The organism is Sphingomonas sp. FG14 (assembly GCF_057809675.1).
On sequence record NZ_JBMDKK010000010.1, the window covers coordinates 1 to 25,933 of the forward strand.

Genomic DNA, 25,933 nt, shown 5'->3' on the forward strand with positions numbered 1-25,933 from the left:
CCAGACCGCTTCATCGTCAATCCGATCCACCAAATGCCGGGACTGAACACCTAGGCTCGAGACCTTTGCGCCGCCTGAAAATCAGGCCGCAGCACCTTTCCACCATCCCTCAGTCGGTCGAGATAGTCCGACCAGTGCTGCATCATTTCAACGCGCTCATCCCAATATTCGCCGCGCGCATAAGCCCGTCTGACCTGATTGGTATCGACGTGCGCAAGCTGGCGCTCGATCGCGTCGGGATTCCACTGCCCCATTTCGTTGAGCAGAGTCGCTGCCATCGCCCGGAAACCGTGCGCGGTCATCTGGTCGGTCGTGTAGCCGAGCTTGCGCAGGCCTTGGTTTACGGCATTCTCCGACATCGCCTTGCGAGGCTTGCCGAGGCACGGGAACAGGTATTTCCACCAGTGCGTGTGCTCGTGAAGCTCCTTGAGCATTGCGATCACCTGCCGCGAGAGCGGCACGCGATGCGGCCGTCGCATCTTCATGCGCTCCGCCGGGATGAACCAGATCGCCTCGTCGAAATCGATGTCGGTCCATTCCGCCTGCCTCAGCTCGCCGGGCCGAAGCAGCACATGTGGGGAGAGCCGCATTGCCATGATGGTGACCTTGTGGCCGCTGTAGCCGTCAATGGCCCGGAGCAAAGCGCCGACCTCGGAAGGCCGCGTGATGGCCGCGAAATGCTTGACCTTGGGCACGGCGATCGCGCCGCGAAGGTCGGCGGCAACATCCTTGTCGCACCGAACGGTCGCAACACCATAGCGGAACACGCGGCTCAGGACGCTGCGCATGCGCCGTGCGCTCTCGTAGGCGCCGGTCGCCTCGACCTTGCGCAGGACGGCGAGCGCCTCATGTGGGGTGATCTGCGCGATCGGGATGGTGCCGAGTAACGGATAGGCCTTGGCGAGGAGCCAGCGGATCTTGTCGACTGTCACCGGCGCGAGACCATCCCGCTCGCATTTGACAAGCCATTCCTCGGCGACCGCCTGGAAGGTGTTGGCAGCGGCGTACTTGGCGGCGATCCGCGCGCGCTTCTTCTCAAGCGCCGGATCGATTCCCGCAGCAATTTTTTTCTTGGCTTCGTCGCGCCGGACACGCGCTTCCGCGAGGCTTATGGTTGGCCATCCGCCGAGATGAAGCTTCTTCTGCTTGTCCAGGAAGCGGTAGTTGAAGCGCCATAGCTTCGAGCCGTTGGGCTGGATGACGAGATAGAGGCTTTGAGAATCGCTCAGGGTCCAAGCCTTCTCTCTCGGCTTGGCGGCATTGATCTGAATGTAGGTCAGCATGGTCGTTTTCCCAGCAAGGCCGGGTCGATCCGAGGGCAACAAAAAGAGCAACTTTTGTGGTCGCTGCTGTTGCCCTTAGCCGGATTTCGCCGGACGGTGTCTGGCGATTCTCGGTCAAGAAATGCTGTGAAACCAGCCGCTTACTGGATGCTGCTGGACGTCTCCAGAGCCAGTATTGGTGCCCAGAAGAGGACTCGAACCTCCACGCCCTTGCGAGCGCCAGCACCTGAAGCTGGTGCGTCTACCAATTCCGCCATCTGGGCACGGGGTAGGCTGGCGCCGATAGGGGAGAGTGTGCGGGGTTGTCAACGGCGCTTGTCATCATGATCGCAGATTGGCATGGCGCATGCGCAATTTTTTTTCGGGAATGGTGTGATGGACCGGCTGGTGGTGATGTTCGGCGGTAGCGGCTTTGTTGGCCGTTATGTGGCGCAGCGACTGCTGGCGGCGGGCGCACGCGTCCGTTTTGCCGAGCGCGATCCGCGCCGCGCCTTTTTCCTGAAGCCGCAAGGCAGCCTGGGCCAGGTGCAGTTCGTCACCGCCGATGTGACGCATGCGGAAAGCGTGGCGCGCGCCGTGGTTGGCGCCGATGCGGTGATCAATCTCGCCGGCGCGTTCGATCACATGTTCGACGTGCACAAGGATGGCGCGGCCAATGTGGCAAAGGCCGCCGCCGCGGCGGGCGTTGGGGCGCTGGTGCATGTCTCCGCGATCGGCGCCGATGCGGAGGGGCGTTCGGACTATGCGCGCAGCAAGGGCGAAGGCGAGGCGGCGGTGCGCGCGGCTTTCCCCGGCGCGACGATCCTGCGCCCCTCGCTGGTGTTCGGGCGCGAGGACAAGTTCGTGAACCGATTCGCCGGGCTGATCCGCGCCTTGCCGGTGGTGCCGGTGATTCGCGGTACGGTGAAGCTACAGCCCGTCAGCGTCGCCGATGTCGCCGCCGCCGCCGCGCAGGCGCTGCTCGATCCGGCGGATCATGCCGGCAAGACCTATGAGCTCGGCGGCCCGCAGGTGCTGACCATGGCCGAGCTGTTCGCGTGGATCGCGCGCGAAACCGGCCGCGATCCGATGATGGCGGATGTGCCCGATGCAATCGCGGCGCCGATCGCGCGCCTCACCGGCTGGCTGCCCGGCGCGCCGATCACCTGGGATCAGTGGCTGATGCTGACGCGCGACAATGTCGTTTCCGCCGATGCGCAGGGCCTCTCCGCCTTCGGCATCGTGCCCGCGCCGCTGGCCTCCGTCGCGGGCGGCTGGCTGGTCCAGTATCGCCGGCACGGTCGCTTCGGCGTGAAACGCACCGCCTGATCGCATCCGCACCCCGTCTGCACCGAATCCGCACTCGACTTGATCGTCGGGGCGGCGATAGACGGTTCGCCATCTTTCGAACCTCCGAAGCGTCCGGCGCCGGCAGGCGGCGGGCGCGTTTCTCTGCAAGGCGAACGCTGCGATGGTCTCCGATACGCTCACCTATATCCTGCTCGGCATCCTCGAGGGGCTGACCGAATTCCTGCCCGTTTCGTCGACGGGGCACCTGATTCTCGCAAGCTCGCTGCTGGGGTTCGAGGGCGAATCCTCCGTCGCCTTCAAGATCGCGATCCAGCTCGGCGCGATCCTGGCGGTGCTGGTCGCCTATTGGTCGCGCTTCTGGGGCATCGCCAAGGGGCTGATCGCGCGGGACAGCGGCGCCATCGCCTTCACCCGCAACATCATCCTCGGCTTCCTGCCCGCCCTGGCGATCGGCGTCGTCGCCTATGATGCGATCCGAGCCGCCATCCAGACGCCGATGATCGTCGCGGTCATGCTGGTCCTGGGTGGCATCGCGATCCTGGTGATCGAGCGCATGGTGAAGCGCGTCCGTTTCGACAGTGTCGAATCGATCCCGCTCGGCACCGCAACGGGCATCGGTATCGTCCAGTGCCTGGCGATGGTTCCCGGCGTCAGCCGGTCTGGCGCGACGATCATGGGTGCGCTGCTGATGGGGGTGGAGCGCAAGACCGCAGCCGAATTCAGCTTCTTCCTGGCCGTTCCCACGATGATCGCCGCCACCGCCTATGCGCTCTGGAAGGATCGCGCGCTGCTCAGCATGGACGATCTGGGTGCGATCGCGATCGGCTTCACGGCCGCCTTCCTGGTCGCGCTGGCGGTGGTGAAGGCGTTCGTCGCTGTCGTGTCCCGCTACGGTTTCGCACCCTTCGCCTGGTATCGTATCGTCCTGGGTGTGGTCGCCGCGATCTGGTTGATGGCTTGATAGGTCCGGATCGGCCTATAATTTTGTTGCTTGGATGAGAGTTTCGACAAAAAGAGGTTGGCGCGGGTTGAAATAGGTCAGCTTTGCTGACTTAAAATGCGGAATCCGCGTGACTCCGCCGATTTTCGCGCTATGGCGACTCCGGTAAAGATCGGGGACGCTTCATGGCCGACAATCCAATGCTGAAATTCGTAGGGCGCGCTCAGGCTTATCCGCCGAAGCGCGATGCGGCCGAACGCGCCGCCGATTTCCGCGAGATCGCGCGCAAATATGAAGTGGTGAAGGCCGAGGAACAGTCGGCACGCTGCTCGCAATGCGGCGTGCCCTATTGCTCGGTCCATTGCCCGTTGCACAATCATATCCCCGATTGGCTGCGCCTGACGGCGGAGGGGCGGCTGCGCGAGGCGTTCGAACTGAGCAACGCCACCTCGACCATGCCGGAGATCTGCGGCCGCATCTGCCCGCAGGACCGGCTGTGCGAGGGCAATTGCGTCATCGAATTCTCGGGCCACGGTGCGGTCACGATCGGCTCGGTCGAAAAATTCATCACCGACACCGCCTGGGAAGAAGGCTGGGTTGAACCTTTGGTCGCCGGCGCCGATCGCGGCCAGTCGGTCGGCATCATTGGTGCCGGGCCGGCGGGGCTCACCACCGCCGAACTGCTGCGGCGCCAGGGTTACGAAGTCCATGTCTATGACCGGCACGATCGCGCCGGCGGGCTGCTGACCTATGGCATTCCCGGCTTCAAGCTGGAAAAGCCGGTGGTGATGCGCCGGGTGGAACGGCTCGCGGCGGGTGGCATCGTCTTCCACCAGAGCTTCGAGGTCGGGCGCGACGCGACCCTGGGCGAATTGCGCGAGCGGCACGATGCGCTGCTCGTCGCCACCGGCGTTTACAAGGCGCGCGCGATCAAGGCGCCGGGCGTCGGCGCGCCGGGCGTGATCGAATCGCTCGATTATCTGATCGCCTCCAACCGCAAGAACTTCGGCGATGCGGTGCCCGAATTCGAAAGCGGCGCGCTCGATGCGGCGGGCAAGACTGTCGTCGTCATCGGCGGCGGCGATACCGCGATGGATTGCGTCCGCACCGCGGTCCGCCAGGGCGCGAAATCGGTCAAATGCCTCTATCGCCGCGATCGCGCCAATATGCCGGGCTCGCAGAACGAAGTGCGCAATGCGGAGGAGGAAGGCGTCGAGTTCGTCTGGCTCTCCGCACCAGAGGCGTTCGACGGAACCGATGCGGTTTCGGGCGTGCGCGCCACCAGGATGCGGCTGGGCGCCCCCGATGCCTCGGGCCGCCGCGCGCCGGAGCCCGATCCGGGCAGCGAATTCCGGCTGGAGGCCGATATGGTCGTGAAGGCGCTGGGCTTCGATGCGGAGGATCTGCCCCGCCTGTTCGGCGCGGAGGAATTGTCGGTCACGCGCTGGGGCACGCTGCGCGTCGATCACAAGACGATGCAGACCTCGCTCGACGGCGTGTTCGCGGCCGGCGACATCGTCCGCGGCGCCAGCCTGGTCGTCTGGGCGATCCGCGACGGCCGCGACGTGGCCGATCATATGCACGCCTATCTGAAGGCGAAGGCGAAACTGCCGGCCGAGCGCGCGAAGGAGATCGCATGATGCGGCGCATGACCATGCTGGGCGCGGCGATGCTCGCGGTGGGGCCCGTGGCGCTGCAGGCGCAGCCCGCGCCTGCTCCGGCCCCGGCCGCCGCGCCGATCGCGCCCGCGCAGCTCGAAGCCGCCCGCGTCGTCGTCGCCCGGGTTTTTCCCGCCGGCACGTACAAGCGCATGATGGGCGAGACCATGGACAAGCTCATGGGCACCATGATGGACGGCGTGCTCGACATGCCGGTGGGGGAGATCGCGCGGCTGGGCGGGCTGGAGCTCGAAAAGGTCGCGGAGATGGACAAGACCTCGATCGCCGAGATCATGGCGATCTACGATCCGCATTTTCGCGAGCGGACCCAGGTGGGCATGCGCGCGATGATGGATTCGATGACCGGGCTGATGACGGAGATGGAGCCGCGTTTCCAGGCCGGGCTCACCCGCGCCTATGCGCGCAAGTTCAGCGCCGCGCAGCTCGCCGATCTCGATCGCTTCTTCGCGACGCCCACGGGCAGCGTCTATGCCGCCGAATCGATGCTGCTCTACATGGATCCGGAAGTCATGGGCGAGATGCAGGCCATGATGCCCGAGATGATGAAGAAGATGCCCGATTTCATGAAGGCGATGAAGGACGCCACCGCGCATCTGCCCGCGCCGCGCAAGAGCTCCGAACTGAGCAAGGCGGAACGCGAAAAGCTCGCGGCGCTGCTGGGGGTGAAGGAAAAGGATCTTCGCGATCGCGAGGATGCCGAGGTCGAGGAAGGCGAGGCCCATGACGAAGCGCACTGATCTGATGGCCAGCGAGGCGGAACGCGCGCGCATCGCCGAAGTCGGCATGTATCGCCCCGAATTCGAAAGCGACGCCTGTGGCGTCGGCCTGGTCGCGGCGACCGACGGGCGCCCCTCGCGCCGCGTCGTCGCCTCCGCGATCGACGCGCTGAAGGCGGTCTGGCACCGCGGCGCGGTCGATGCCGACGGCAAGACCGGCGACGGCGCCGGCGTCCATGTCGACCTGCCCGTGCGCTTCTTCGACGACGCGATCGTCGATTCGGGCCACCGCCCGCTGCCCAATCGCCTAGCGGTCGGCATGATCTTCCTGCCGCGCACCGATCTGGGCGCGCAGGAAACCTGCCGCACCATCGTCGAAAGCGAGATCATCAGCGCCGGCTACACCATCTATGGCTGGCGCCAGGTGCCGGTGAACGTATCGGTGATCGGCCGCAAGGCGCAGGAAACGCGGCCCGAGATCGAACAGATCATGATCGCGGGGCCGCTGCCGGACGCGCAGGACGTCGCCGAGTTCGAAAAGGAACTCTATCTCGTCCGCCGGCGGATCGAGAAGAAGGTGATCGAGGCGCAGATCTCGGGCTTCTATGTCTGCTCGCTGTCGTGCCGTTCGATCATCTACAAGGGGCTGTTCCTCGCGGAGAGCCTGTCGGTCTTCTATCCCGATCTGGTCGACGAGCGGTTCGAGAGCCGCATCGCGATCTTCCACCAGCGTTATTCGACCAACACCTTCCCGCAATGGTGGCTGGCCCAGCCGTTCCGCAACCTCGCGCATAATGGCGAGATCAACACGATCCGCGGCAACAAGAACTGGATGAAGAGCCATGAGATCAAGATGGCCAGCATCGCGTTCGGCGAGCAGTCGGAAGACATCAAGCCGGTGATTCCGGCTGGCGCGTCGGATACGGCGGCGCTCGACGCGGTGTTCGAGGCGATCTGCCGTTCCGGCCGCGACGCGCCCACCGCCAAGCTGATGCTGGTGCCCGAAGCCTGGCAGGCCGATGACGACATGCCCGATACGCACCGGGCGATGTACCAGTATCTCGCATCGGTGATGGAGCCGTGGGACGGGCCCGCCGCGCTGGCGATGACCGACGGCCGCTGGGCGGTTGCCGGAATGGACCGGAACGCGCTGCGGCCGCTGCGCTACACACGCACCGTCGACAATCTGCTGATCGTGGGATCGGAGACCGGCATGGTCGTCGTTCCCGAAAGCGCGATCGTCGAAAAGGGGCGGCTCGGCCCCGGCCAGATGATCGCGGTCGATCTCGACACCGGCACGCTCTACGCCGATCGCGCGATCAAGGATCGCATCGCCGGCGAACGGCCCTATGCCGAGATGGTCGGCCGCTTCCTGACGCTCGACGATCTCTCCAGCGCGTCCGAGGGCGGCGAGCCCGGCTGGGCGACGCCGCGTTACGAGCGTGCCGATCTCACCCGGCGCCAGGTGGCGGCCGGGCAGACCTTGGAGGATATGGAACTGATCCTGGCGCCGATGGTGGAGGACGCCAAGGAAGCCGTGGGCTCGATGGGCGACGATACCCCGCTCGCGGTGATCTCGGACAAGCCCCGGATCATCAGCCAGTTCTTCCGCCAGAATTTCAGCCAGGTCACCAACCCGCCGATCGACTCGCTGCGCGAAACCCAGGTGATGAGCCTGAAGACGCGCTTCGGGAACCTCGCCAACATCCTCGATTCGGGCGTGCGCCAGGATGGCGTACTCGTGCTCGATTCGCCTGTGCTCACCTGTGCAGACTGGCAGAGCCTGAAATCGCATTTCGCGAGCCAGGCGGCGGAGATCGACTGCACCTTCCCGGCGGGCGGCACCGCCGACGACATGCGCGCCGCGATCCAGCGCATCCGTGCCGAGGCCGAACAGGCGGTGCGCGAGGGCCGCAGCGAATTGTTCCTGACCGACGAGCGTATCGGTGCGGATCGCGTCGGCATCGCCGGCGTGCTCGCGGCGGCGGCGGTCCACACGCATCTGGTGCGGCGCGGTCTGCGCTCTTACGCGTCGGTCAACATCCGCACCGCCGAATGCCTCGACACCCATTATTATGCGGTGCTGATCGGCGTCGGCGCGACGACGGTGAACGCCTATCTGGCCGAAGCCGCGATCGCCGATCGCCATGCGCGCGGCCTGTTCGCGGGCTTCTCGTTCGCGGACTGCCTGAAGCGCCACAAGAAAGCGGTCGACGACGGTCTGCTCAAGATCATGTCGAAAATGGGGATCGCGGTGATCTCCAGCTATCGCGGCGGCTATAATTTCGAAGCGGTCGGCCTGTCGCGCGCGCTGGTCAATGACTTCTTCCCCGGCATGCCGGCCAAGATCTCGGGCGAGGGTTATTCGTCGCTGCACCTGAACGCGGTGCTGCGCCACGATGCCGCCTATGATCCCGCTGTCGTCACCCTGCCGATCGGCGGTTTCTATCGCCAGCGCCATGGTGGTGAGACGCACGCCTATTCGGCACAGCTCATGCACCTGTTGCAGACCGCGGTCGCGACCGACAGCTATTCGACCTATCTGCAATTCGCGCGCGGGGTGCGCGATCTGCCGCCGGTCTATCTGCGCGACCTGATCGAGTTCAACTATGCGCGCGAAGCGATCGCGATCGACGAGGTCGAGGCGATCACCGAGATCCGCAAGCGTTTCGTGACCCCGGGCATGTCGCTGGGCGCGCTCTCGCCCGAGGCGCACGAGACGCTGGCGATCGCGATGAACCGGATCGGCGCCAAGGCGGTGTCGGGCGAGGGCGGTGAGGACAGCGCGCGCTACACGCCGTATGAGAATGGCGACAACGCCAATTCGGTGATCAAGCAGATCGCGTCGGGCCGGTTCGGGGTCACCGCCGAATATCTCGGCGCCTGCGAGGAGATCGAGATCAAGGTGGCGCAGGGCGCCAAGCCCGGCGAGGGCGGCCAGCTGCCCGGCTTCAAGGTGACTGAGTTCATCGCCAAGCTGCGCCATGCGACGCCGGGCGTGACCCTGATCTCGCCGCCGCCGCATCACGACATCTATTCGATCGAGGATCTGGCGCAGCTCATCTACGACCTGAAGCAGATCAATCCGCGCGCACGCGTCTGCGTGAAGCTCGTCTCGTCCGCCGGCATCGGCACGGTCGCGGCGGGCGTGGCCAAGGCGCATGCCGACGTCATCCTGGTCGCCGGCCATGTCGGCGGCACCGGCGCCAGCCCGCAGACCTCGGTCAAATATGCCGGCACGCCCTGGGAAATGGGCCTGTCCGAAGTCAACCAAGTGCTGACGCTCAACGGGCTTCGCCACCGCGTGAAGCTGCGTACCGATGGCGGCCTCAAGACCGGGCGCGACATCGTTATCGCCGCGATCCTGGGCGCCGAGGAATTCGGCATCGGCACGCTTTCGCTGGTGGCGATGGGCTGCATCATGGTCCGCCAGTGCCATTCCAACACCTGCCCGGTCGGCGTCTGCACGCAGGACGAGGCGTTGCGTTCCAAGTTCGTCGGCACGCCGGAAAAGGTGATCAACCTGATGACCTTCATCGCGGAGGAAGTGCGCGAGATCCTGGCGCGGCTGGGCGTGCGCAGCCTCGACGAGATCGTCGGCCGCACCGAGCTGCTCCGCCAGGTCAGCCGTGGTGCCGAGCATCTCGACGATCTCGATCTCAACCCGATCCTGGCGAAGGTCGATGCGGACGACGACAAGCGCCGCTTCAATATCGAGGGTTTCCGAAACGAAGTGCCCGACAGCCTCGATGCGCAGATGATCTCGGATGCCAAGGCGGTGTTCGAACGGCGCGAGAAGATGCAGCTCACCTATACGGTGCGTAACACGCATCGCGCGGTCGGCACGCGCTTCTCGTCGGAGATCGTGCGGCGCTACGGCATGTCGACGCTCGCCGACGGCCATGTCCAGGTCCGCCTGCGCGGCTCGGCGGGCCAGTCGCTCGGCGCCTTCCTGTGCAAGGGCGTGACGCTGGAAGTGTTCGGCGATGCCAACGACTATGTCGGCAAGGGGCTTTCGGGCGGCATCATCACGGTGCGGCCGATGGTCAGCTCGCCGCTCGACAGCCATGCCAACACGATCATCGGCAACACCGTCCTGTACGGCGCGACTTCGGGCAAATTGTTCGCGGCGGGCCAGGCGGGCGAGCGGTTCGCGGTGCGCAATTCGGGCGCGACCGTGGTGGTCGAGGGCTGCGGCGCCAATGGCTGTGAATATATGACCGGCGGCACCGCGGTGATCCTGGGTGCGGTCGGCAAGAATTTCGGCGCGGGCATGACGGGTGGCATGGCATTCGTCTATGACGAGCGCGGTGATTTCGAACGCCTCGCCAATCCCGACAGCATCGTCTGGCAGCGGCTGGAATCGCCCTATTGGGAAGCCCGGCTGAAATCGCTGATCGCCGAACATGCGGTGGCGACCGACAGCCGCTGGTCGAACGCGCTGCTCGACGATTGGGATCGCACCCGCGGCGCCTTCTGGCAGGTCTGCCCGCGCGAGATGATCGATCGGCTCGAACATCCGCTGGGCGCCGCGAACGAGGATCTGGTCGCGGCGGAGTAAAAGCGTCCACCTCTCCATGTCATTCCCGCGAAAGCGGGAATGACATGGAGGTTGATCAGCAGTCAGGCCCATCCTCTCTGTTCACGCCAGGCTCAGATTGCTGTATCTAGAGTCGCATGCTGCCCTTTACGGCGATCGCTGTAACGGAGATTGTCATGCGTTACCTGTTCATGCCCGTTCTTGCCTTTCTCGCCGCCACGCCCGCGCTGGCGCAGCGGCCCGCGCCTGCCGATGTCGCGGCGGCGCTCGACAGTCCGATCGTGCAGGAAGGCGTTGCGAACCGGGTGTCCGATGCGGTGGCGGCGTTGCTCGATACGCGCGTCGGCGCGGTCGAGCGTGCGGTCAATCCCTTCTCGGATGCGCGGCGCAACGATACGTTGCGCGACCGCATTTCCCGCGACGACCCGAATTTCGAGGCGCGCATCCATGACGATACCCGGCGCGCCACCCGTGCGGCGGGCGTCATGGCCGGCGAATTCTCCGCCATGCTGCCAGAGTTGCGCGCGCGGCTGGCGAACATCAAGCATCGGCTGAGGAATCCCGACGATCGTGGCCCGGGCTATCGGGATGATCTTCCGCCGCCGCATCGCGACGATTATGACGACGAGGATTGGGACAATTGAGGCATCGCGACCCAACTATTTGACAAGAGCCCGCTTCCACCTCCGCTGAACAGGCTCTAAGGTCGCGCCCGCATGTGGCAGCTCTTCCAGTTCCCCCTTTGTCCGTTCTCGCGCAAGGTCCGCCTTCTCCTGGGGGAGAAGGGGATCGGCTATGATCTCGTCCGCGAGAATCCCTGGGAACGGCGCGACGAATTCTTCGATCTGAATCCGGCCGGGCAGACCCCGGTGATCGTCGAGACCGAAAAGGCGCTCGTCCTGATGGATTCGGGCGCGATCTGCGAATATTTCGAGGAGACTGTCGAAAAGGCGCCGATGATCAACGGCACCGCGCCCAACCGGGCGGAAATCCGCCGGCTCGTCGCCTGGTGCGATCAGCAATTCTATGGCGACGTCACCGCGCCCCTGATGTTCGAACGCATGACCAAGCGGCTCGTCCATCGCTCGACGCCCGATGCGCGTATCCTGCGCGAGGCGATGAAGAACGCGCATCGCCATCTCGACTATCTCGATTATCTGCTCGATCACCGCACCTGGCTGGCCGGCGCGACGCTCAGCCTGGCCGACCTGTCCGCCGCGGCGCATCTCTCGGTCGCCGACTATCTCGGCGGCATCGATTTCAAGGGGCACGAACAGGCCCGCCGCTGGTATGCGGGCCTCAAGTCGCGCCCGGGTTTCCGGCCCTTGTTGTCGGAACGGATGGAAGGCATCCAGCCGCCCGCGCATTACGACAAACCGGATTTTTGAGCGCACTCGCCCGCCGGCCTTCGAAAACAAACCGTCGCTCCAGCGAAAGCTGGAGCCTATGCGGTGCTTCCGGTTTTGCCGTGGCTGACAGATCGTATGGGCTCCAGCTTTTGCTGGAGCGACAGCGTGGAATGAGAGCAGCCTGGATAGATGCCGATGGCCCCTACCCCCACACCGCCGTCAGCAGATAATCCAGCGACACATTCTCCGAGAGAATGAAGCCCCGCCCCGGCGAGACGCTCAATCCACGCAGGTCCGAGACGATCAATCCCGCATCTTCGAGCAGTGCGGTCAGCTCTTCGGGCTTCAGGAACTTGTCCCAGTCATGCGTACCTTTGGGGATCTGCCCGATTCCCTCGGCCACCGTCACCATCGCCAGCCGCGACAGCGTCGTGCGATTGGGGGTGGAGAGGATCATCAGCCCGCCCGGCGCCAGCCGGGCGGCCAGGCCGGCGACGAAGGCGGCCGGATCGGTGACATGCTCGATCACTTCCAGCGATGTGACGAGGTCGAAGCGCGCATCGCCCAGCATGTCGAGTTCGCCGGCGCGATAGTCGATGGCAAGGCACTGTCCTTCGGCATGGAGCCGCGCGGCCGCCACATTCTCCGGCGCCGCATCCACGCCCGTCACGCATGCGCCGAGCCGGGCGAGCGGTTCGCACAACAGCCCCGCGCCGCAGCCGGCATCGAGCGCGGTCTTGCCCGCCAGCGGCTTCAGCGCGGCCTCGTCGACATGCCAGTGGCGGTCGATCGCCTCGCGGATATAGGCCAGCCGCACCGGGTTCAGCCGGTGCAGCATCGCCGAACTGCCTTTCGGATCCCACCAATCCTTCGCAAGCGCGCCGAAATGCGCGGCTTCCTGCGGATCGATGGTTATTGCGCCGATGCTTTCGCCAGTGCTTGCGTTCGTCATGTCCCCTCATTATCAGGGCCGCGCCTTCGATCCAGAGGGCATTTTCTCTCAACATCGGGAACGCGCAATGGCCCGCATCGTGATGAAGTTCGGCGGTACCTCCATGGCGGGGATCGAGCGAATTCGCGTGGTCGCCGCGCGCGTGAAGCACGAAGTGGAGCTGGGCAACGAAGTCGCGGTCGTCGTTTCGGCGATGGCGGGCGATACGGACCGGCTCGTCGGCTTCTGCCGCGAGGCCTCCTCGCTCTACGATCCCAGGGAATATGATGTCGTCGTCGCCTCGGGCGAGCAGGTGACGTCGGGCCTGCTGGCGATCGTGCTCCAGAATATGGGCGTGAAGGCGCGCAGCTGGCTCGGCTGGCAACTGCCCATCCACACCGATTCTGCGCACGCCTCCGCCCGGATCGAGACGATCGACACCGAAGCGCTGATCGCCGGCATGGCCGCGGGCGAGGTCGCGGTGATCCCCGGCTTCCAGGGCATGGGTTCGGACGGCCGCGTGACCACCCTGGGCCGTGGCGGATCGGATACGTCGGCCGTCGCTGTCGCCGCCGCCGTCAAGGCCGATCGCTGCGACATCTATACCGATGTCGACGGCGTCTATACCACCGATCCCCGCATCGTCCCGCGCGCGCGCAAGCTCGCGAAGGTGACCTATGAGGAAATGCTGGAGCTGGCGAGCGTGGGCGCCAAGGTGCTCCAGACCCGCTCGGTCGGGCTGGCGATGAAGGAACAGGTGCGCGTCCAGGTGCTCTCCTCCTTCGAGCCGCCGACGGACAATGTCACACCCGGCACGTTGATCGTCGGCGAGGACGAGATCGAGGAAAGCGAAATGGAACGGCAACGCATCACCGGCATCGCGCTGGACAAGAACGAAGCGAAGATCACGCTGACCGAAGTGCCGGATCGTCCTGGCGCGGTCGCTTCGATCTTCGCGCCGCTGGCGGACGCCAACATCAATGTCGACGTGATCGTGCAGAATATCGCGCACGAGACGGGTTCGACCGACGTGACCTTCACCGTGCCCGGCGCCGAACTCGCCCGTGCGATCGACGCGCTGACCAAGTCGCGCGACACGATCGGCTATGTCGAGATGAAGCACGACACCAAGATCTGCAAGGTCTCGGTCGTCGGTGTCGGCATGCGCAGCCATGCCGGTGTGGCATCCACCATGTTCCAGGCTCTGGCCGGCCGCGGCATCAACATCCAGGCGATCGCGACGTCGGAGATCAAGGTCTCGGTGTTGATCGAAGAGGATTATGCCGAACTCGCCGTCCGCGTGCTGCACACCGCCTATGGGCTCGATGCGCCCGAGGTGATCGAAGCGTAATTCGTTTTCCGGTCATTCCGGCGAATGCCGGAATCTCTTGCTGGACGAATACGCGATCTGGTTGGAAGATGCCGGCGTACGCCGGCGTGACGGGGGTAGAATGAGCGTAGGACAAGAGCGACTGGCCCGGCGCATGGCGCGCGGTGCGGAATTCCTGGGCTGCGAGGTCGCCATATTGGGCGGCGCGATGAGCTGGGTTTCGGAACGCAATCTCGTCTCGGCCATCTCCAATGCCGGCGGTTTCGGCGTGATCGCGTGCGGCGCGATGACGCCCGCGCTGCTCGATGGCGAGATCGCGGCGACGCGCGCCCTCACCGACAAACCGTTCGGCGTCAACCTGATCACCATGCATCCGGACCTGTTCGAGCTGATCGAGGTCTGCAAGCGTCACGATGTCAGCCATGTCGTCCTGGCCGGCGGGCTGCCGCCCGCGGGCAGCCTGGATGCGATCAAGGCCAATGGCGCGAAACTGATCTGCTTCGCGCCTGCACTCGCGCTCGCCAAGAAGCTGATTCGTTCGGGCATCGACGCGCTGGTGATCGAAGGCATGGAGGCCGGCGGCCATATCGGCCCGGTCTCGACGAGCGTGCTCGCGCAGGAAATGCTGCCCGAGATCGCCGATCAGCTTCCCGTCTTCGTCGCGGGCGGCATCGGCAAGGGCCAGGCGATCGCCGGCTATCTCGACATGGGCGCCGCCGGCGTCCAGCTCGGCACCCGCTTCGTCTGCGCGACCGAGAGCATCGCCCATCCGCACTTCAAGAAGGCGTTCATCCGCGCATCGGCGCGCGATGCGGTGGCGAGCGTCCAGATCGATGCGCGCCTGCCCGTCATCCCCGTGCGCGCGCTCAAGAATGCGGGCACCGAGGCCTTTACCGTCAAGCAGCGCGAAGTTGCGCAGAAGCTCGACGAAGGTCAGGTCGAGATGGCCGAGGCGCAGCTCGAGATCGAACATTATTGGGCGGGTGCGCTGCGGCGCGCCGTGATCGACGGCGATGTCGAGAACGGGTCGCTGATGGCGGGCCAGTCGGTCGGCATGGTCAAGGACGAGGCGCCGGTCGCCGAGATCATCGCCACGCTGATGGCCGAGGCGGCCGAGGCGTTGAAGGCCAGAGCGCAATGAGACGCGCTCATCGCGTTCTGGCATGAGCCCGCGCGGTGCTTGAGCGAAACGATCTTGGATGCGCAAGCATCCTCAAGGTCGCACATAACGTCCGCGCCGCCTGATCGGCGCTCCATTTATCGCATGGTTTATCGGCTATTAACCATTTAAGCCCAAGCATCTCCGCGTTTCCGAGTGAAACGGGAGGACGAGATGCGGAAGAGGGACGGGTTTTTGGCGGCGGCGATGCTGACGCTGGTGCTGGCCGGGTGCGGCGGGCGCAGCCGGGTCGCGCTGGCGCCCACGCCACCGCAATCGGTTTCGGTCGATATCGTGACCCGGCCGCAGCCCCCGATGGGCGCGGCGCCGGGCCTCGTCATCCCGGCCGTCGGGTCCGATGGCAAGCGGATCACGCCCAATCGTGATCTCGGCCCGCGCGAGGCGCTCTGGCATGTGCGCATGGCGCTCAACGTCGCGGCGTTGTCCTGCCGGAATCCCGAAACGCAGGCGGCGCTGCAGAATTACAACCGGATGCTGACGACGCACAATGCGCTGCTGTCGGCCACCAACGCGGCGATCGATGCCGATTATCGCCGTCGTTTCGGCGCCCAGGCGATGGCGATGCGCGACGCGCACAATACGCGCACCTATAATTTCTTCGCGCTTCCGCCGGTCCAGCCCGCCTTCTGCCGCGCTGCCATGGGCGTGGGTGCCGAGGCGGTCGCAATGGATGCGACGCAACTCGTCGCTTTCGCCCCCACCGCGCTGGCGCGGCTGGAACGCCCCTTCTTCGCATTTTTCGACGCCTATGCCGATTATCAGGCCGATGCCGCACGCTGGCAGAACGGTCAGCGGCAAAAGGCGCAGACCGCGCAACGCATCGCCGCCGCCTCACCTGCCAAGGCGGCTGCCGAGCCGCAGCGCGTGGCGGTGCGCGCGGCGCCGAAAGTGGAGCCGAAAGCGGTTTCGAAGCCCGAATCCACACCCAGGCCCGAGGCCTCCACGGCCCGGACCGCCGATGCGGGTACCTTTGTCGTCCAGCTTGGCGCCGTCGCGTCGGGCGAAGCCGCCCGCACTGCCTGGCAGAAGATCGTGGCGCGGAACGACGAACTCGAAGGACGCCCGCTCATCCAGACCAAGGCCGAGGCGAACGGCCGCACGCTGCACCGTATCGCCGCCGGCGGCTTCGATTCGTCCGGTGAGGCGGCGCGTGTCTGCGAACGGCTGAAGGCCAGGGGCACCGCCTGCTTTGTGCGGCCCCGCGACGCGGCCTGACAGAAGACGACGGGTGCCGCTGGCACGGCTGCGCGCTTTCTGTTAGCCGATGGTGACATGACACCATCCGCCACCGCTTCGGCCCGCGAAATCCTGACGCGGCTCCACGATGTCATGGCCGCGCGTTCCAACGCCCAGGCCAAGCTCAACCAGGTCGTCAACATCGTTGGCGAGGCGCTCGATAGCGAGGTCTGCTCGATCTATCTGCTGCGCGACGGCGTGCTCGAACTGTTTGCGACGCGCGGTCTGAAGCAGGAAGCCGTCCATGTCACCAAGCTGGCGCTGGGCGAGGGGCTGGTCGGCACCATCGCCGAGCATGTCGAGACGCTCAATCTCGACGAGGCGGCGAGCCATCCCGATTTCGCCTATAAGCCAGAGACCGGCGAGGAACTGTTCCACAGCTTTGCCGGCGTGCCCATCGTCCGGCGCGAGGCCGCCGTGGGCGTGCTTTCGATCCAGCATGCCGAGCCGCGCAAATATGACGATGTCGTCATCGAGGCGTTGCAGACCGTGGCGATGGTGCTGTCCGAACTGATCGCCAATGCCGGGCTGATCGACGAGCACGCCACCACCGTCGGCCGAGTCAACAATACGCAGGCGATGCGGCTGGCGGGGCTCAAGCTGGTCGAGGGCATGGCGGCGGGCGTCGCCGTCTATCACCAGCCGCGTGTCGTGATCGAGCATACCGTGGCCGAGGATATCGAGGCGGAGCGCCACCGTGTCTATTCGGCGTTCGACAAGATGCGCGAACAGATCGACCGCATGGCCAGCCAAGCCGAGTTCGGCGGGGGCGGCGAGCACCAGGAGGTGCTCGAGATGTACCGGATGTTCGCTTATGACGAGGGCTGGAGCCGCCGGATCAACGAGGCGATCGACAGTGGCCTGACCGCCGAGGCGGCGATCGAGCGCGTGCAGCAGCGCACGCGCATGCGCATGCGCCAGATCGACGATCCGCTGCTGCGCGATCGCATGCACGATCTGGAGGACCTGTCCAACCGGCTGCTGCGCATCGTTTCCGGTCAGCTCGGTTCGGCGGCGCAACTGGGGTTGCGCAAGGATACGATCCTGATCGCGCGCAATCTGGGGCCGGCCGAATTGCTCGAATATGATCGCCGGCGGCTGAAGGGCGTGATCCTTGAGGAAGGATCGCTGACTGCGCACGTCATCATCGTCGCGCGGGCGATGGGCGTGCCCGTACTCGGCCGTGTCGCGAATGTCCGCAGGCTGATCGGTGACGGCGACGTGCTGTTGCTCGATACCACGCAGGGCGAGGTCTATGTCCGCCCGACCGACGAGATGGAGGAGAGCTTCGAGGCGAAGCTTTCGCTCACCCAGAAGCGGCGTGCCGCCTTCGCCGCGCTGCGCGGCGAGCCGTCGACCACCAGGGACGGCGCGCATATCGCGCTGATGGTCAATGCCGGCCTGCGCGACGATGTCGCCGCGCTCGACGTCACCGGGGCCGAGGGCATCGGTCTGTTCCGCACCGAATTCCAGTTCCTCGTCTCCGCAACGCTGCCGCTGCGTCAGCAGCAGCAGCGGCTCTACCGCGAGGTGCTCGACGCCGCCGGCGATCGCACCGTGGTCTTCCGCACCGTCGATATCGGGGGCGACAAGGCGCTGCCCTATCTGCGCCAGAGCGGCGACGATGAAGAGGAGAATCCGGCGATGGGCTGGCGTGCATTGCGCCTGGCCATGGATCGCGACGGGCTGATGAAGGTGCAGGCGCGGGCATTGATCGAGGCGGCATCGGGGCGGACGCTCAGCGTGATGTTTCCGATGGTGTCCGAACCCTGGGAGTTCGACGAAGCCAAGGCGCTGTTCGAGGCGCAGCGCGCCTGGCTGGCGTCGCAGGGGCGGATGATGCCGCATGCGATCCGCTACGGATCGATGCTCGAAGTGCCGGCGCTCGCCGAAAGCCTCGATATCCTGTTGCCCAAGCTCGATTTCCTGTCGATCGGCACCAACGACCTCACCCAGTTCCTGTTCGCCGCCGATCGTGCCCATCCCAAGCTCGCCGAACGCTATGACTGGCTGAGCCCGGCGATCCTGCGCTTCCTGCGGCGGGTGGTGGCGCCCGCGCGCGCGGCGAGCGTGCCGGTCACGGTCTGCGGTGAAATGGGCGGGCGTCCGCTGGAGGCGATGGCGCTGATCGGCCTGGGTATCGAACGGCTTTCGATCACGCCGGCGGCGATCGGTCCCGTCAAGGCGATGCTGCGCTCGCTCGATCGCGGCGCGCTCGAGGGCGAGCTGGCCGGCTGGCTCGACGCGCCGACGGGCGATCTGCGCGCGAAGCTGACGGATTGGGCGCAGGCGCATAGCGTCGAACTCGCCTGATCGAGCGATCAACCGCGACGCCGTGTCGTGTCATCCCATTGACATTGCAGCGTGCTGGATGTGACATGGATCAACCGCCGGGGCGTGATCGTCTGAACTGGAAACGCGCCGCGTTTCGCATGTGACGTCAATCGGGTTTCGGCTGAACAAGAGTGAGACCCTGATCATTTCGGGCCCATGGGCACGGGGCGGACGGGGCCTTGGGCGCAGACAGGAAAGCCTGAAGACCGGATGAGCGAAGCGGAGGGTGAGATGTTTCCCCGGAGCGTCGGCGAGCGCCTCGCCGATGCGCGCCGTGCCGCCGGGCTCGAAGTTGCCGATATCGCCACGCGCACGCGGATTCCGCTGCGTCATTTGCAGGCGCTGGAACAGGGCCGCTACGACGAGCTTCCCGGCGTCACCTACTGTATCGGCTTCGCCAAATCCTATGCCCGCGCGCTCGATCTCGACGAGGTCGCGATCGCGCGTGACGTCCGCGCGGAACTGAACTCGCAGGGTGGCCGCGCCGCGCCTGAATATTTCGAACCCGCCGATCCGGCCCGCGTGCCGCCGCGCACCCTGGCCTGGACGCTCGTCATCCTCATCCTGCTGGTCGTGGGCGGTTATACGGTCTGGCGGACGATGCTGATGAATGGCCTGGGCGACCGCGATCCGGCGGCGCTTGCCGCGGGCACCGACAGGATCGAGCCGCCGACGGCCGCGAACACCGCCGCACCGCGCGCGACCTCGGCCGCCGCACCCGCCACCGGAGAGGTCGTGCTGACCGCGACCGATACGGTATGGCTCCGGATCAGTGATACGGGCGAGCAGCGCCTGTTCGAAAAGGAAATGCAGCCGGGCGAGCGCTACCAGGTGCCGACCACCGCCAAGGATCCCCGGATCCTGACCGGCCGCCCCGACGCGCTGCGCGTCACCATCGGCGGCCGTGAGGTCGCGCCGCTGGGGCCGCCGCAGGAAACGATCCGTGACGTCGCGATCAGCGCCACGGCGCTGGCGGCGCGCCCGGCCCAGCCGCCCGTGGCGGGCCAGCCCGCTCCATCCTTGAGCCAGCCGGCGGCGAATCCTGCCCGTCCCTGACTTGAGGACAAGCGAATCCTGCCCCTATAAGGGCGTTTACCAAAAGATCCGGTGGGGATTTCAAACCATGCGCACGCTCATGATCGTTGCGGTTCTGCTCGCTGGAGCCGCTGCCGCGCCGCTTCAGGCGCAAAGCCAATCCAACACGCTCGCGCCGCGCGTCGAGAAGCTTGAAAAAGAGATGCGCGCCGTCCAGCGCAAGGTCTTCCCAGGTGGTGCGCTTCTCGAACCCGAGATCGCGCCCAACGCCCAGCCGACAACACCTAGCGGCACGCCCGCGAGTTCACCCGTCATCGACCTGACCGCGCGTGTCAGCGCGCTGGAGGCCCAGCTCCAGACGCTGACCGGACAGAGCGAGCAGAACGCGTTCAAGCTGCGACAGCTCGACGAAGCTTTCGTCAGGTTCCGTGGCGAGACCGAAACCCGCCTGAAGGCGCTCGAGGGCGCCGGTGCGCCTCCCGCCCCGGTTCCGGCGCAGGGAACGGGCCAGCCGCCATCGACCTCGCTGCCGATGAAGCCGGTCACGCCGCCGGCTGCCGGCAAGCCGACGATCGCGCCGCCCAAGCTGACGGCGGATCGCCAGGCCGCGCTGGAGGCGGTCGCGAAACCCGATACCGGCGATGCGGGTGAAGACGCCTATCTGTACGGTTTCCGCTTGTGGGAGGCGAAATTCTATCCCCAGGCCCAGACGCAGCTCAAGGCGACCGCCGAGAAATATCCCAAGCACAAGCGCTGGAGCTTCGCGCAGAACCTGCTCGGCCGCGCCTATCTCGATGATGGCAAGCCCGCGCTCGCCTCGGTCGCCTTCTACGACAATTACCAGAAGCAGCCGCGCGGCGAGCGAGCACCCGACAGCCTCTATTATCTCGGCGTCGCGCTCACCAAGCTCAAGAAGCCCGCGGATGCCTGCAAGGTGTTCGACGAATTCAACGATGTCTATGGCGAAACCGCGTCGGCCAGCCTGAAGGCGCAGGTTGTGAAGGGGCGCACGGACGCCAAGTGCAAATAGCGTCGGCTTTGTCCCTCACGCGATAATGGGAGTGGGGAATGCCGCGCCATCGCGGTAAGGCGGACAGGTGAGCCTGGTCCCCGATTCCGATCTGGTCGCGCGTTTTTGCGCCGATGCATCACCGCCCGCGGGAGCGGTGGGAATCGCGGTGTCCGGCGGACCGGACAGCCTCGCGCTGCTGATGCTCGCCGCCGCTGCCTGGCCGGAACGGGTGATCGCCGCCACTGTCGACCATGGTTTGCGTTCCGAGGCGGCGGCCGAGGCGACGTATGTCGGGGCGATCTGCGCGCGGCTGGGCATTCCGCACGAGACGCTGGTGCCCGCGACTCCGATTAGCGGATCGCTGCAGGCGTCGGCGCGGACAGCGCGTTATGGCTTGCTCGAAAGCTGGCGCGCGCGCCACGGTGCGGGCTGCGTGATGACCGCGCATCATGCCGACGATCAGGCGGAAACCCTGCTGATGCGGCTCAATCGTGCCGCTGGCCTGGGCGGGCTGGCCGGCATCCGCCGCGCCAATGGCTTCGTGCTGCGCCCGTTGCTCGGCTGGCGCCGCGCCGAGCTTGTCGTCATCGTCGAGGCGGCCGGGATCGAAGCGGTTTCCGACCCGTCCAACCATGATGATCGATTCGATCGTGTGCGCATGCGCGCCGCGCTCGCACGGAGCGACTGGATCGATGTTCGGGCGGTCGCGGCCAGCGCGAGCCATCTCGCTGATGCCCAGGCGGCGATGATCTGGATGGTCGCGCGGTTGTGCGAAGAGCGCATCGTGGCGGAGGATAATGCGCTTGTCCTCGATCCCACCGGACTGCCCGACGAGTTCGTCAGGCGACTGGTGCTCGATATGATCGCGCGCGTCGATCCCGTGGCCGCGCCTGGCGGCCCGCCGCTCGACAGACTGCTAGCGACCATGCGCGCAGGCGGTCAGGCGAGCATGGGGGCGGCGCTGTGCCGGGGCGGTCCACGATGGCGGGTGGCGCCGGCGCCGGCGCGTCGTGCGGGCAAATGAACGCCGAAAATGGCAGGTTCAGCGCGGATACATTGTCTTTAAGCAATTCTCGCCTATCTTGAGCGTGACTCCTGGCGCGGCCCGCGATCCGGCAGAATCGGATCGCTCGTTCCGGGGTGTTGTTTTTCCGCAATTTCCGGGTCGGCAGATGAGCCGTCCGGCTGGAAGTTGCTTTAGACGGAAACAAAGATGAACGACGACAAGCAGCCGCCCGAAGGCAATCCCTGGATGAAGAGCCTGCTGATCTGGGTGGGCATCCTGGTTGCGCTCGCCATGTTCGTCGCCATGTTCGACCGCCCTGGCCGCACGGCGGTGTCGGACGGTATCTCCTATTCGGAATTCATCCAGAAGGTCGACGAAGGCGCGGTCAAGAAGGTGGATATCACCGGCAATGTCGCCAGCGGCACGTTCGGCGACGACAAGACCTTCCGCACTTATCTGCCCGACGACACCTCGATGATCTCGCAGCGGCTGGTCGACAAGGGCGTCTCGGTGACGATGAAGCCCGAGGAACGCCAGAGCATCTGGCTCATCATCCTCTATCAGTCCCTGCCCTTCCTGCTGATCATCGGCATCGCCATCTTCATCATGCGGCAGATGCAGAAAAATGCGGGTTCGGGCGCGATGGGCTTCGGCAAGAGCCGCGCGCGCATGCTGACGCAGAAGGAAGGCCGAGTGACCTTCGATGATGTCGCCGGCATCGACGAAGCACGCGAGGAGCTGCAGGAGATCGTCGATTTCCTCAAGGATCCGTCCAAATTCGCGCGCCTCGGCGGCAAGATCCCCAAGGGCGCGCTGCTCGTCGGCAGCCCGGGCACCGGCAAGACGCTGCTTGCGCGCGCGATCGCGGGCGAGGCCAATGTGCCCTTCTTCACGATCTCGGGTTCCGATTTCGTCGAGATGTTCGTCGGCGTCGGTGCAAGCCGCGTGCGCGACATGTTCGAACAGGCCAAGAAGAACGCGCCGTGCATCGTCTTCATCGACGAGATCGATGCGGTCGGCCGCCATCGCGGCGCCGGCCTCGGGAACGGCAATGACGAGCGCGAACAGACGCTCAACCAGCTGCTCGTCGAAATGGACGGGTTCGAGGCCAATGAAGGCATCATCATCGTCGCGGCGACCAACCGGCCCGACGTGCTCGATCCCGCGCTGCTGCGCCCCGGCCGTTTCGATCGTCAGGTCGTCGTGCCGCGCCCCGATATCGAGGGCCGCGAAAAGATCCTGGCCGTCCATATGAAGAAGACGCCGCTGGCGCCCGATGTCGACGCGCGCACCATCGCGCGCGGCACGCCGGGTTTCTCGGGCGCCGATCTCGCCAATCTCGTCAACGAGGCCGCCTTGCTCGCCGCGCGCAAGGGCAAGCGCCTCGTCGCCATGCTCGAATTCGAGGAGGCGAAGGACAAGGTGATGATGGGCGCCGAGCGCAAGTCCATGGTCATGACCGAGGACGAGAAGAAAGCGACCGCCTATCATGAGGCCGGCCACGCGCTCGTCTCGCTGCATGTCGATGGCTGCGACCCGCTGCACAAGGTGACGATCATCCCGCGCGGCCGCGCGCTGGGCGTGACCTGGAACCTGCCCGATCGTGATCGCTATTCGATGTCGATGAAGCAGATGAAGGCGCGGCTCGCGCTCTGCTTCGGCGGCCGTATCGCCGAACAGCTCATCTACGGCATGGATTCGCTCAACACCGGCGCATCCAACGACATCCAGCAGGCCACCGACATGGCCCGCGCGATGGTGATGGAATATGGCATGAGCGAAAAGCTCGGCTGGCTGCGCTATCGCGACAATCAGGACGAGGTGTTCCTGGGCCATAGCGTCGCCCGTTCGCAGACCGTGTCGGAGGAGACCGCGCGCCTGATCGACCAGGAGGTCCGCCGGCTGGTCGAGGAAGGCGAATCGACCGCGCGCAAGGTGCTGACCGACAATCTGCACGAACTGCACCGCCTTGCCGAAGCGCTGCTCGAATATGAGACGCTGTCCGGCGAGGAATCCAAGCGCGCGATCGCGGGCGAGGATATCGGCCGCGACGACGCGGGATCGAAGAAGACCCCGGCGCTGGGCACGGGCGGCTCGTCCATTCCCAAGACGCGCCGGCCAGGTATCGGTGGCCCGGCGGCGCAGGGCGCCTGAAACCGCTACGGCCGGGTGTAGCCAGGCTGCATCCGGCCCGTTATCGCCGGGCGATGCCGATCTATTGCGATGAAAGCGGCGGCATGTCGGCCGGGACGATGGTCCTGGCAGGCGTGTCGATCGCCGCCGATGATGCCGATGCGCTGCTGGCGCGCTTCAAGCAGGTGACCGGCCTGAGGGGCGAGATGAAGGGCAGCCGCATCTCGCTGGTCGAGCGCGCCCTGTTCTTCGAACTGCTCGAACGTTTCCATGGCCGCGCGATCATCTGCGAGGTGCGCACCGATCGGCTGCCGGCGCGGCTTAGCGAGGAACGCGGCCGCGATCTCAATGCCTATGCGGCGATGCTCGAAACGGTGGTCGAGGCGTGGCTGCCCGAAAGCGGCGGCTGCGCCGAGGTGATCATCGATGACGGGCGTTACGATCCGACGACGCTTGCGCTGGTGCGCGAGAGTGTCGTTGCCTTACTCGGCACCTGCGGACGAGCGCGGCTCGCGGACAGTCGTCGTTCGGCTGGCGTCCAGATCGCAGACGTGGTCGCCAACAGCTTCTACAATATGACCTACGCCTCCCCGCGGACCGATCGCATTCGCCAGATCGTCTCGCCATTTCAGGATGGGCGGCAATTGAGGCTGATGTCGCTCGCCTGAAAAATTTGCCATTCGACGGAACCAAGTCGCGTCGCGGTCGTTCTTCCTGATGCTTGATCGAAAGACCGAGCATTTGACCGGCTCGGACCCTTGAGGAAAGAGCCGTCGAGGGAGCCCCGCCGCCACTGGCGACGGGGCTTACTCGTATCTGGTGCGGTCCGGTTCAATGCGGCAGCGCGGCGCTGTCCACTTTCTCCACCCATTCGGGATAGAAGATCGGTTCGCGATTGGACCAGCCAGGTGCCGTGGCCGCCGCTTCACTGATCGACTGGAGCAGCAGGCGCCGTTTTTCCGGATGCAGGTGCGGTAGCGCCGCCGCGCCACAAAAGGCGGCGGGCAGCCAGGGCCGGATGCCGGCACCGATAAGCCGTTCGTAGAGGAAACGATAGGATGCGAAGCCGGGAAGCCGGTCCTGCCCCAGATCGAACGCTGAAACCGTGATCAGCGGCGCGATGAAGGGCTCTACCGAGTCCAGGCCGCTATCGTCGGGCACCATGGCGCGGATTTCGTGCAACCGCTCGTAGATGCGCGTCTGGGCGTTGATGCTCGCGGCCTCGACCACGTCGCGTGACCAGATCTGCAGCGCATCGTGCCGTTCCAGCCCGACATCAAGCGAGCGCCGGATATAGCGCTGCGTGCTTGCGGGAAAGCTCGCGAATTCCTTGATCTCAGCCAGCGTCATCGCGCCATCCGCCGGTCTTGCTCTCGTGCCCATGTCCGCCTCCAGACCTTCTGCCCCGGATCCGAACATGCGCCCAACATGGTTACTAGATATTTAATCGGGCGTTCGGCTCCCGTTCACGAAGGAATCAGAGAAATCGCCGCCCGGCAAGCGACTTGCGACGATTTGTTGCGTTGCACAAATTTGCTGGGGCAATGTGGCGCGCGCGCAACACGTCGTTACGCGCGCGGCCCGATGATGGGGTGGTATCGGATTTAGCCGGCCTCGTGCTCCTTTTCGGCCTCGGGATCATAGCCGGAGGACGGCACCGGATCCTTGCCGCCCTTGGGTGTGATCGCGGGCGGATCCGAGGCGTCCATCGATTCGTCGAGCGCCTCGTCCAGCTTCGCGTCCTTGTCCTTCGGATCTTTTTCCAGCCGTTCCGAAATGGACTGATCGTGTCCGGCGTCGCCGGGCTTGGGCCTTGCGTCTTCTGTCATGGCATCCACTCCATTCGGTGCATCGACGAAACAAACGGCGGGCATGGCGTGGCGGTTCCATTTCGACCAAGCCGGAAGGGGCTTCGACCGACAGCATATCGGCAATGGCG

At 65.6% G+C, this 25,933-nt stretch carries 20 protein-coding genes and 1 tRNA gene; 16 read left to right on the forward strand and 5 right to left on the reverse strand.

The window, feature by feature from the left end; all coding sequences use genetic code 11:
- Window positions 1-50: 50 nt before the first annotated feature.
- Window positions 51-1,283: a tyrosine-type recombinase/integrase gene (locus tag ACODTA_RS21015; RefSeq protein WP_489068266.1), complete on the reverse strand. Its 1,233-nt coding sequence runs from the start codon at window positions 1,281-1,283 to the stop codon at window positions 51-53.
- A gap of 176 nt (window positions 1,284-1,459) precedes the next feature.
- Window positions 1,460-1,546, reverse strand: a tRNA-Leu gene (locus ACODTA_RS21020).
- 112 nt (window positions 1,547-1,658) lie between these two features.
- Between ACODTA_RS21020 and ACODTA_RS21025 the strand changes: the two genes are divergently transcribed.
- The 7 genes from ACODTA_RS21025 (at window position 1,659) to ACODTA_RS21055 (ending at window position 11,836) form a co-directional block, all read left to right on the forward strand.
- The gene (locus ACODTA_RS21025) at window positions 1,659-2,591 is read left to right on the forward strand and encodes a complex I NDUFA9 subunit family protein (RefSeq protein WP_489068268.1); all 933 of its coding nucleotides are present in this window, start codon (window positions 1,659-1,661) and stop codon (window positions 2,589-2,591) included.
- Window positions 2,592-2,733: 142 nt separating this feature from the next.
- Window positions 2,734-3,534, forward strand: a complete 801-nt coding sequence (locus ACODTA_RS21030; RefSeq protein ID WP_489068270.1) for an undecaprenyl-diphosphate phosphatase — start codon at window positions 2,734-2,736, stop codon at window positions 3,532-3,534.
- A 164-nt stretch (window positions 3,535-3,698) separates the two neighbouring features.
- Window positions 3,699-5,153 carry an NAD(P)-dependent oxidoreductase gene (locus ACODTA_RS21035; RefSeq protein ID WP_489068272.1) on the forward strand — a complete coding sequence of 485 codons (1,455 nt, stop codon included), beginning with the start codon at window positions 3,699-3,701 and terminating at the stop codon, window positions 5,151-5,153.
- Window positions 5,150-5,929 (forward strand): DUF2059 domain-containing protein, encoded by a 780-nt coding sequence (locus ACODTA_RS21040; protein WP_489068274.1) that lies wholly within the window; start codon window positions 5,150-5,152, stop codon window positions 5,927-5,929. The genes ACODTA_RS21035 and ACODTA_RS21040 overlap by 4 nt, the downstream gene beginning before the upstream one ends.
- The gene (gene gltB / locus ACODTA_RS21045; RefSeq protein ID WP_489068276.1) at window positions 5,913-10,469 is read left to right on the forward strand and encodes a glutamate synthase large subunit; all 4,557 of its coding nucleotides are present in this window, start codon (window positions 5,913-5,915) and stop codon (window positions 10,467-10,469) included. Before ACODTA_RS21040 ends, gltB begins: the two co-directional genes overlap by 17 nt.
- A gap of 155 nt (window positions 10,470-10,624) precedes the next feature.
- Window positions 10,625-11,092, forward strand: a complete 468-nt coding sequence (locus ACODTA_RS21050) for a hypothetical protein (protein WP_489068278.1) — start codon at window positions 10,625-10,627, stop codon at window positions 11,090-11,092.
- 72 nt (window positions 11,093-11,164) lie between these two features.
- Entirely contained in the window at window positions 11,165-11,836 is a 672-nt protein-coding gene (locus tag ACODTA_RS21055) for a glutathione S-transferase family protein (protein WP_222991690.1), read from the forward strand.
- A gap of 163 nt (window positions 11,837-11,999) precedes the next feature.
- Here the strand turns inward: ACODTA_RS21055 and ubiG are convergent, their stop codons facing one another.
- Window positions 12,000-12,749, reverse strand: coding sequence for a bifunctional 2-polyprenyl-6-hydroxyphenol methylase/3-demethylubiquinol 3-O-methyltransferase UbiG (gene ubiG, locus ACODTA_RS21060; RefSeq protein ID WP_489068280.1), 750 nt, complete (start codon window positions 12,747-12,749; stop codon window positions 12,000-12,002).
- 67 nt (window positions 12,750-12,816) lie between these two features.
- On the opposite strand from ubiG, the gene ACODTA_RS21065 reads away from it, so the two are divergent.
- The 9 genes from ACODTA_RS21065 to ACODTA_RS21105 all read left to right on the forward strand — a co-directional run bounded on the left by ACODTA_RS21065 (window position 12,817) and on the right by ACODTA_RS21105 (window position 24,662).
- On the forward strand, window positions 12,817-14,079 hold the full coding sequence (locus ACODTA_RS21065; RefSeq protein WP_489068282.1) for an aspartate kinase: 1,263 nt from the start codon (window positions 12,817-12,819) through the stop codon (window positions 14,077-14,079).
- A gap of 100 nt (window positions 14,080-14,179) precedes the next feature.
- Window positions 14,180-15,199 (forward strand): NAD(P)H-dependent flavin oxidoreductase, encoded by a 1,020-nt coding sequence (locus ACODTA_RS21070; protein ID WP_489068284.1) that lies wholly within the window; start codon window positions 14,180-14,182, stop codon window positions 15,197-15,199.
- A 192-nt stretch (window positions 15,200-15,391) separates the two neighbouring features.
- Window positions 15,392-16,453, forward strand: a complete 1,062-nt coding sequence (locus ACODTA_RS21075; RefSeq protein WP_489068286.1) for an SPOR domain-containing protein — start codon at window positions 15,392-15,394, stop codon at window positions 16,451-16,453.
- Window positions 16,454-16,510: 57 nt separating this feature from the next.
- Entirely contained in the window at window positions 16,511-18,787 is a 2,277-nt protein-coding gene (gene ptsP / locus ACODTA_RS21080) for a phosphoenolpyruvate--protein phosphotransferase (RefSeq protein ID WP_489068288.1), read from the forward strand.
- Between the two features lie 231 nt (window positions 18,788-19,018).
- Window positions 19,019-19,864 carry a helix-turn-helix domain-containing protein gene (locus ACODTA_RS21085; protein WP_489068290.1) on the forward strand — a complete coding sequence of 282 codons (846 nt, stop codon included), beginning with the start codon at window positions 19,019-19,021 and terminating at the stop codon, window positions 19,862-19,864.
- 67 nt (window positions 19,865-19,931) lie between these two features.
- Complete coding sequence (locus ACODTA_RS21090; protein ID WP_489068292.1) at window positions 19,932-20,873, forward strand: tetratricopeptide repeat protein; 942 nt, start codon at window positions 19,932-19,934, stop codon at window positions 20,871-20,873.
- Between the two features lie 67 nt (window positions 20,874-20,940).
- On the forward strand, window positions 20,941-21,879 hold the full coding sequence (gene tilS / locus ACODTA_RS21095) for a tRNA lysidine(34) synthetase TilS (RefSeq protein WP_489068294.1): 939 nt from the start codon (window positions 20,941-20,943) through the stop codon (window positions 21,877-21,879).
- Between the two features lie 189 nt (window positions 21,880-22,068).
- Window positions 22,069-24,015 carry an ATP-dependent zinc metalloprotease FtsH gene (ftsH, locus tag ACODTA_RS21100; protein ID WP_489068295.1) on the forward strand — a complete coding sequence of 649 codons (1,947 nt, stop codon included), beginning with the start codon at window positions 22,069-22,071 and terminating at the stop codon, window positions 24,013-24,015.
- Window positions 24,016-24,068: 53 nt separating this feature from the next.
- Window positions 24,069-24,662, forward strand: a complete 594-nt coding sequence (locus ACODTA_RS21105) for a DUF3800 domain-containing protein (RefSeq protein ID WP_489068296.1) — start codon at window positions 24,069-24,071, stop codon at window positions 24,660-24,662.
- A gap of 163 nt (window positions 24,663-24,825) precedes the next feature.
- Here ACODTA_RS21105 and ACODTA_RS21110 read toward each other — a convergent pair whose 3' ends face one another.
- Entirely contained in the window at window positions 24,826-25,377 is a 552-nt protein-coding gene (locus tag ACODTA_RS21110) for a hypothetical protein (protein ID WP_489068297.1), read from the reverse strand.
- 221 nt (window positions 25,378-25,598) lie between these two features.
- Window positions 25,599-25,823, reverse strand: coding sequence for a hypothetical protein (locus tag ACODTA_RS21115; RefSeq protein WP_489068298.1), 225 nt, complete (start codon window positions 25,821-25,823; stop codon window positions 25,599-25,601).
- Window positions 25,824-25,933 lie beyond the last annotated feature (110 nt).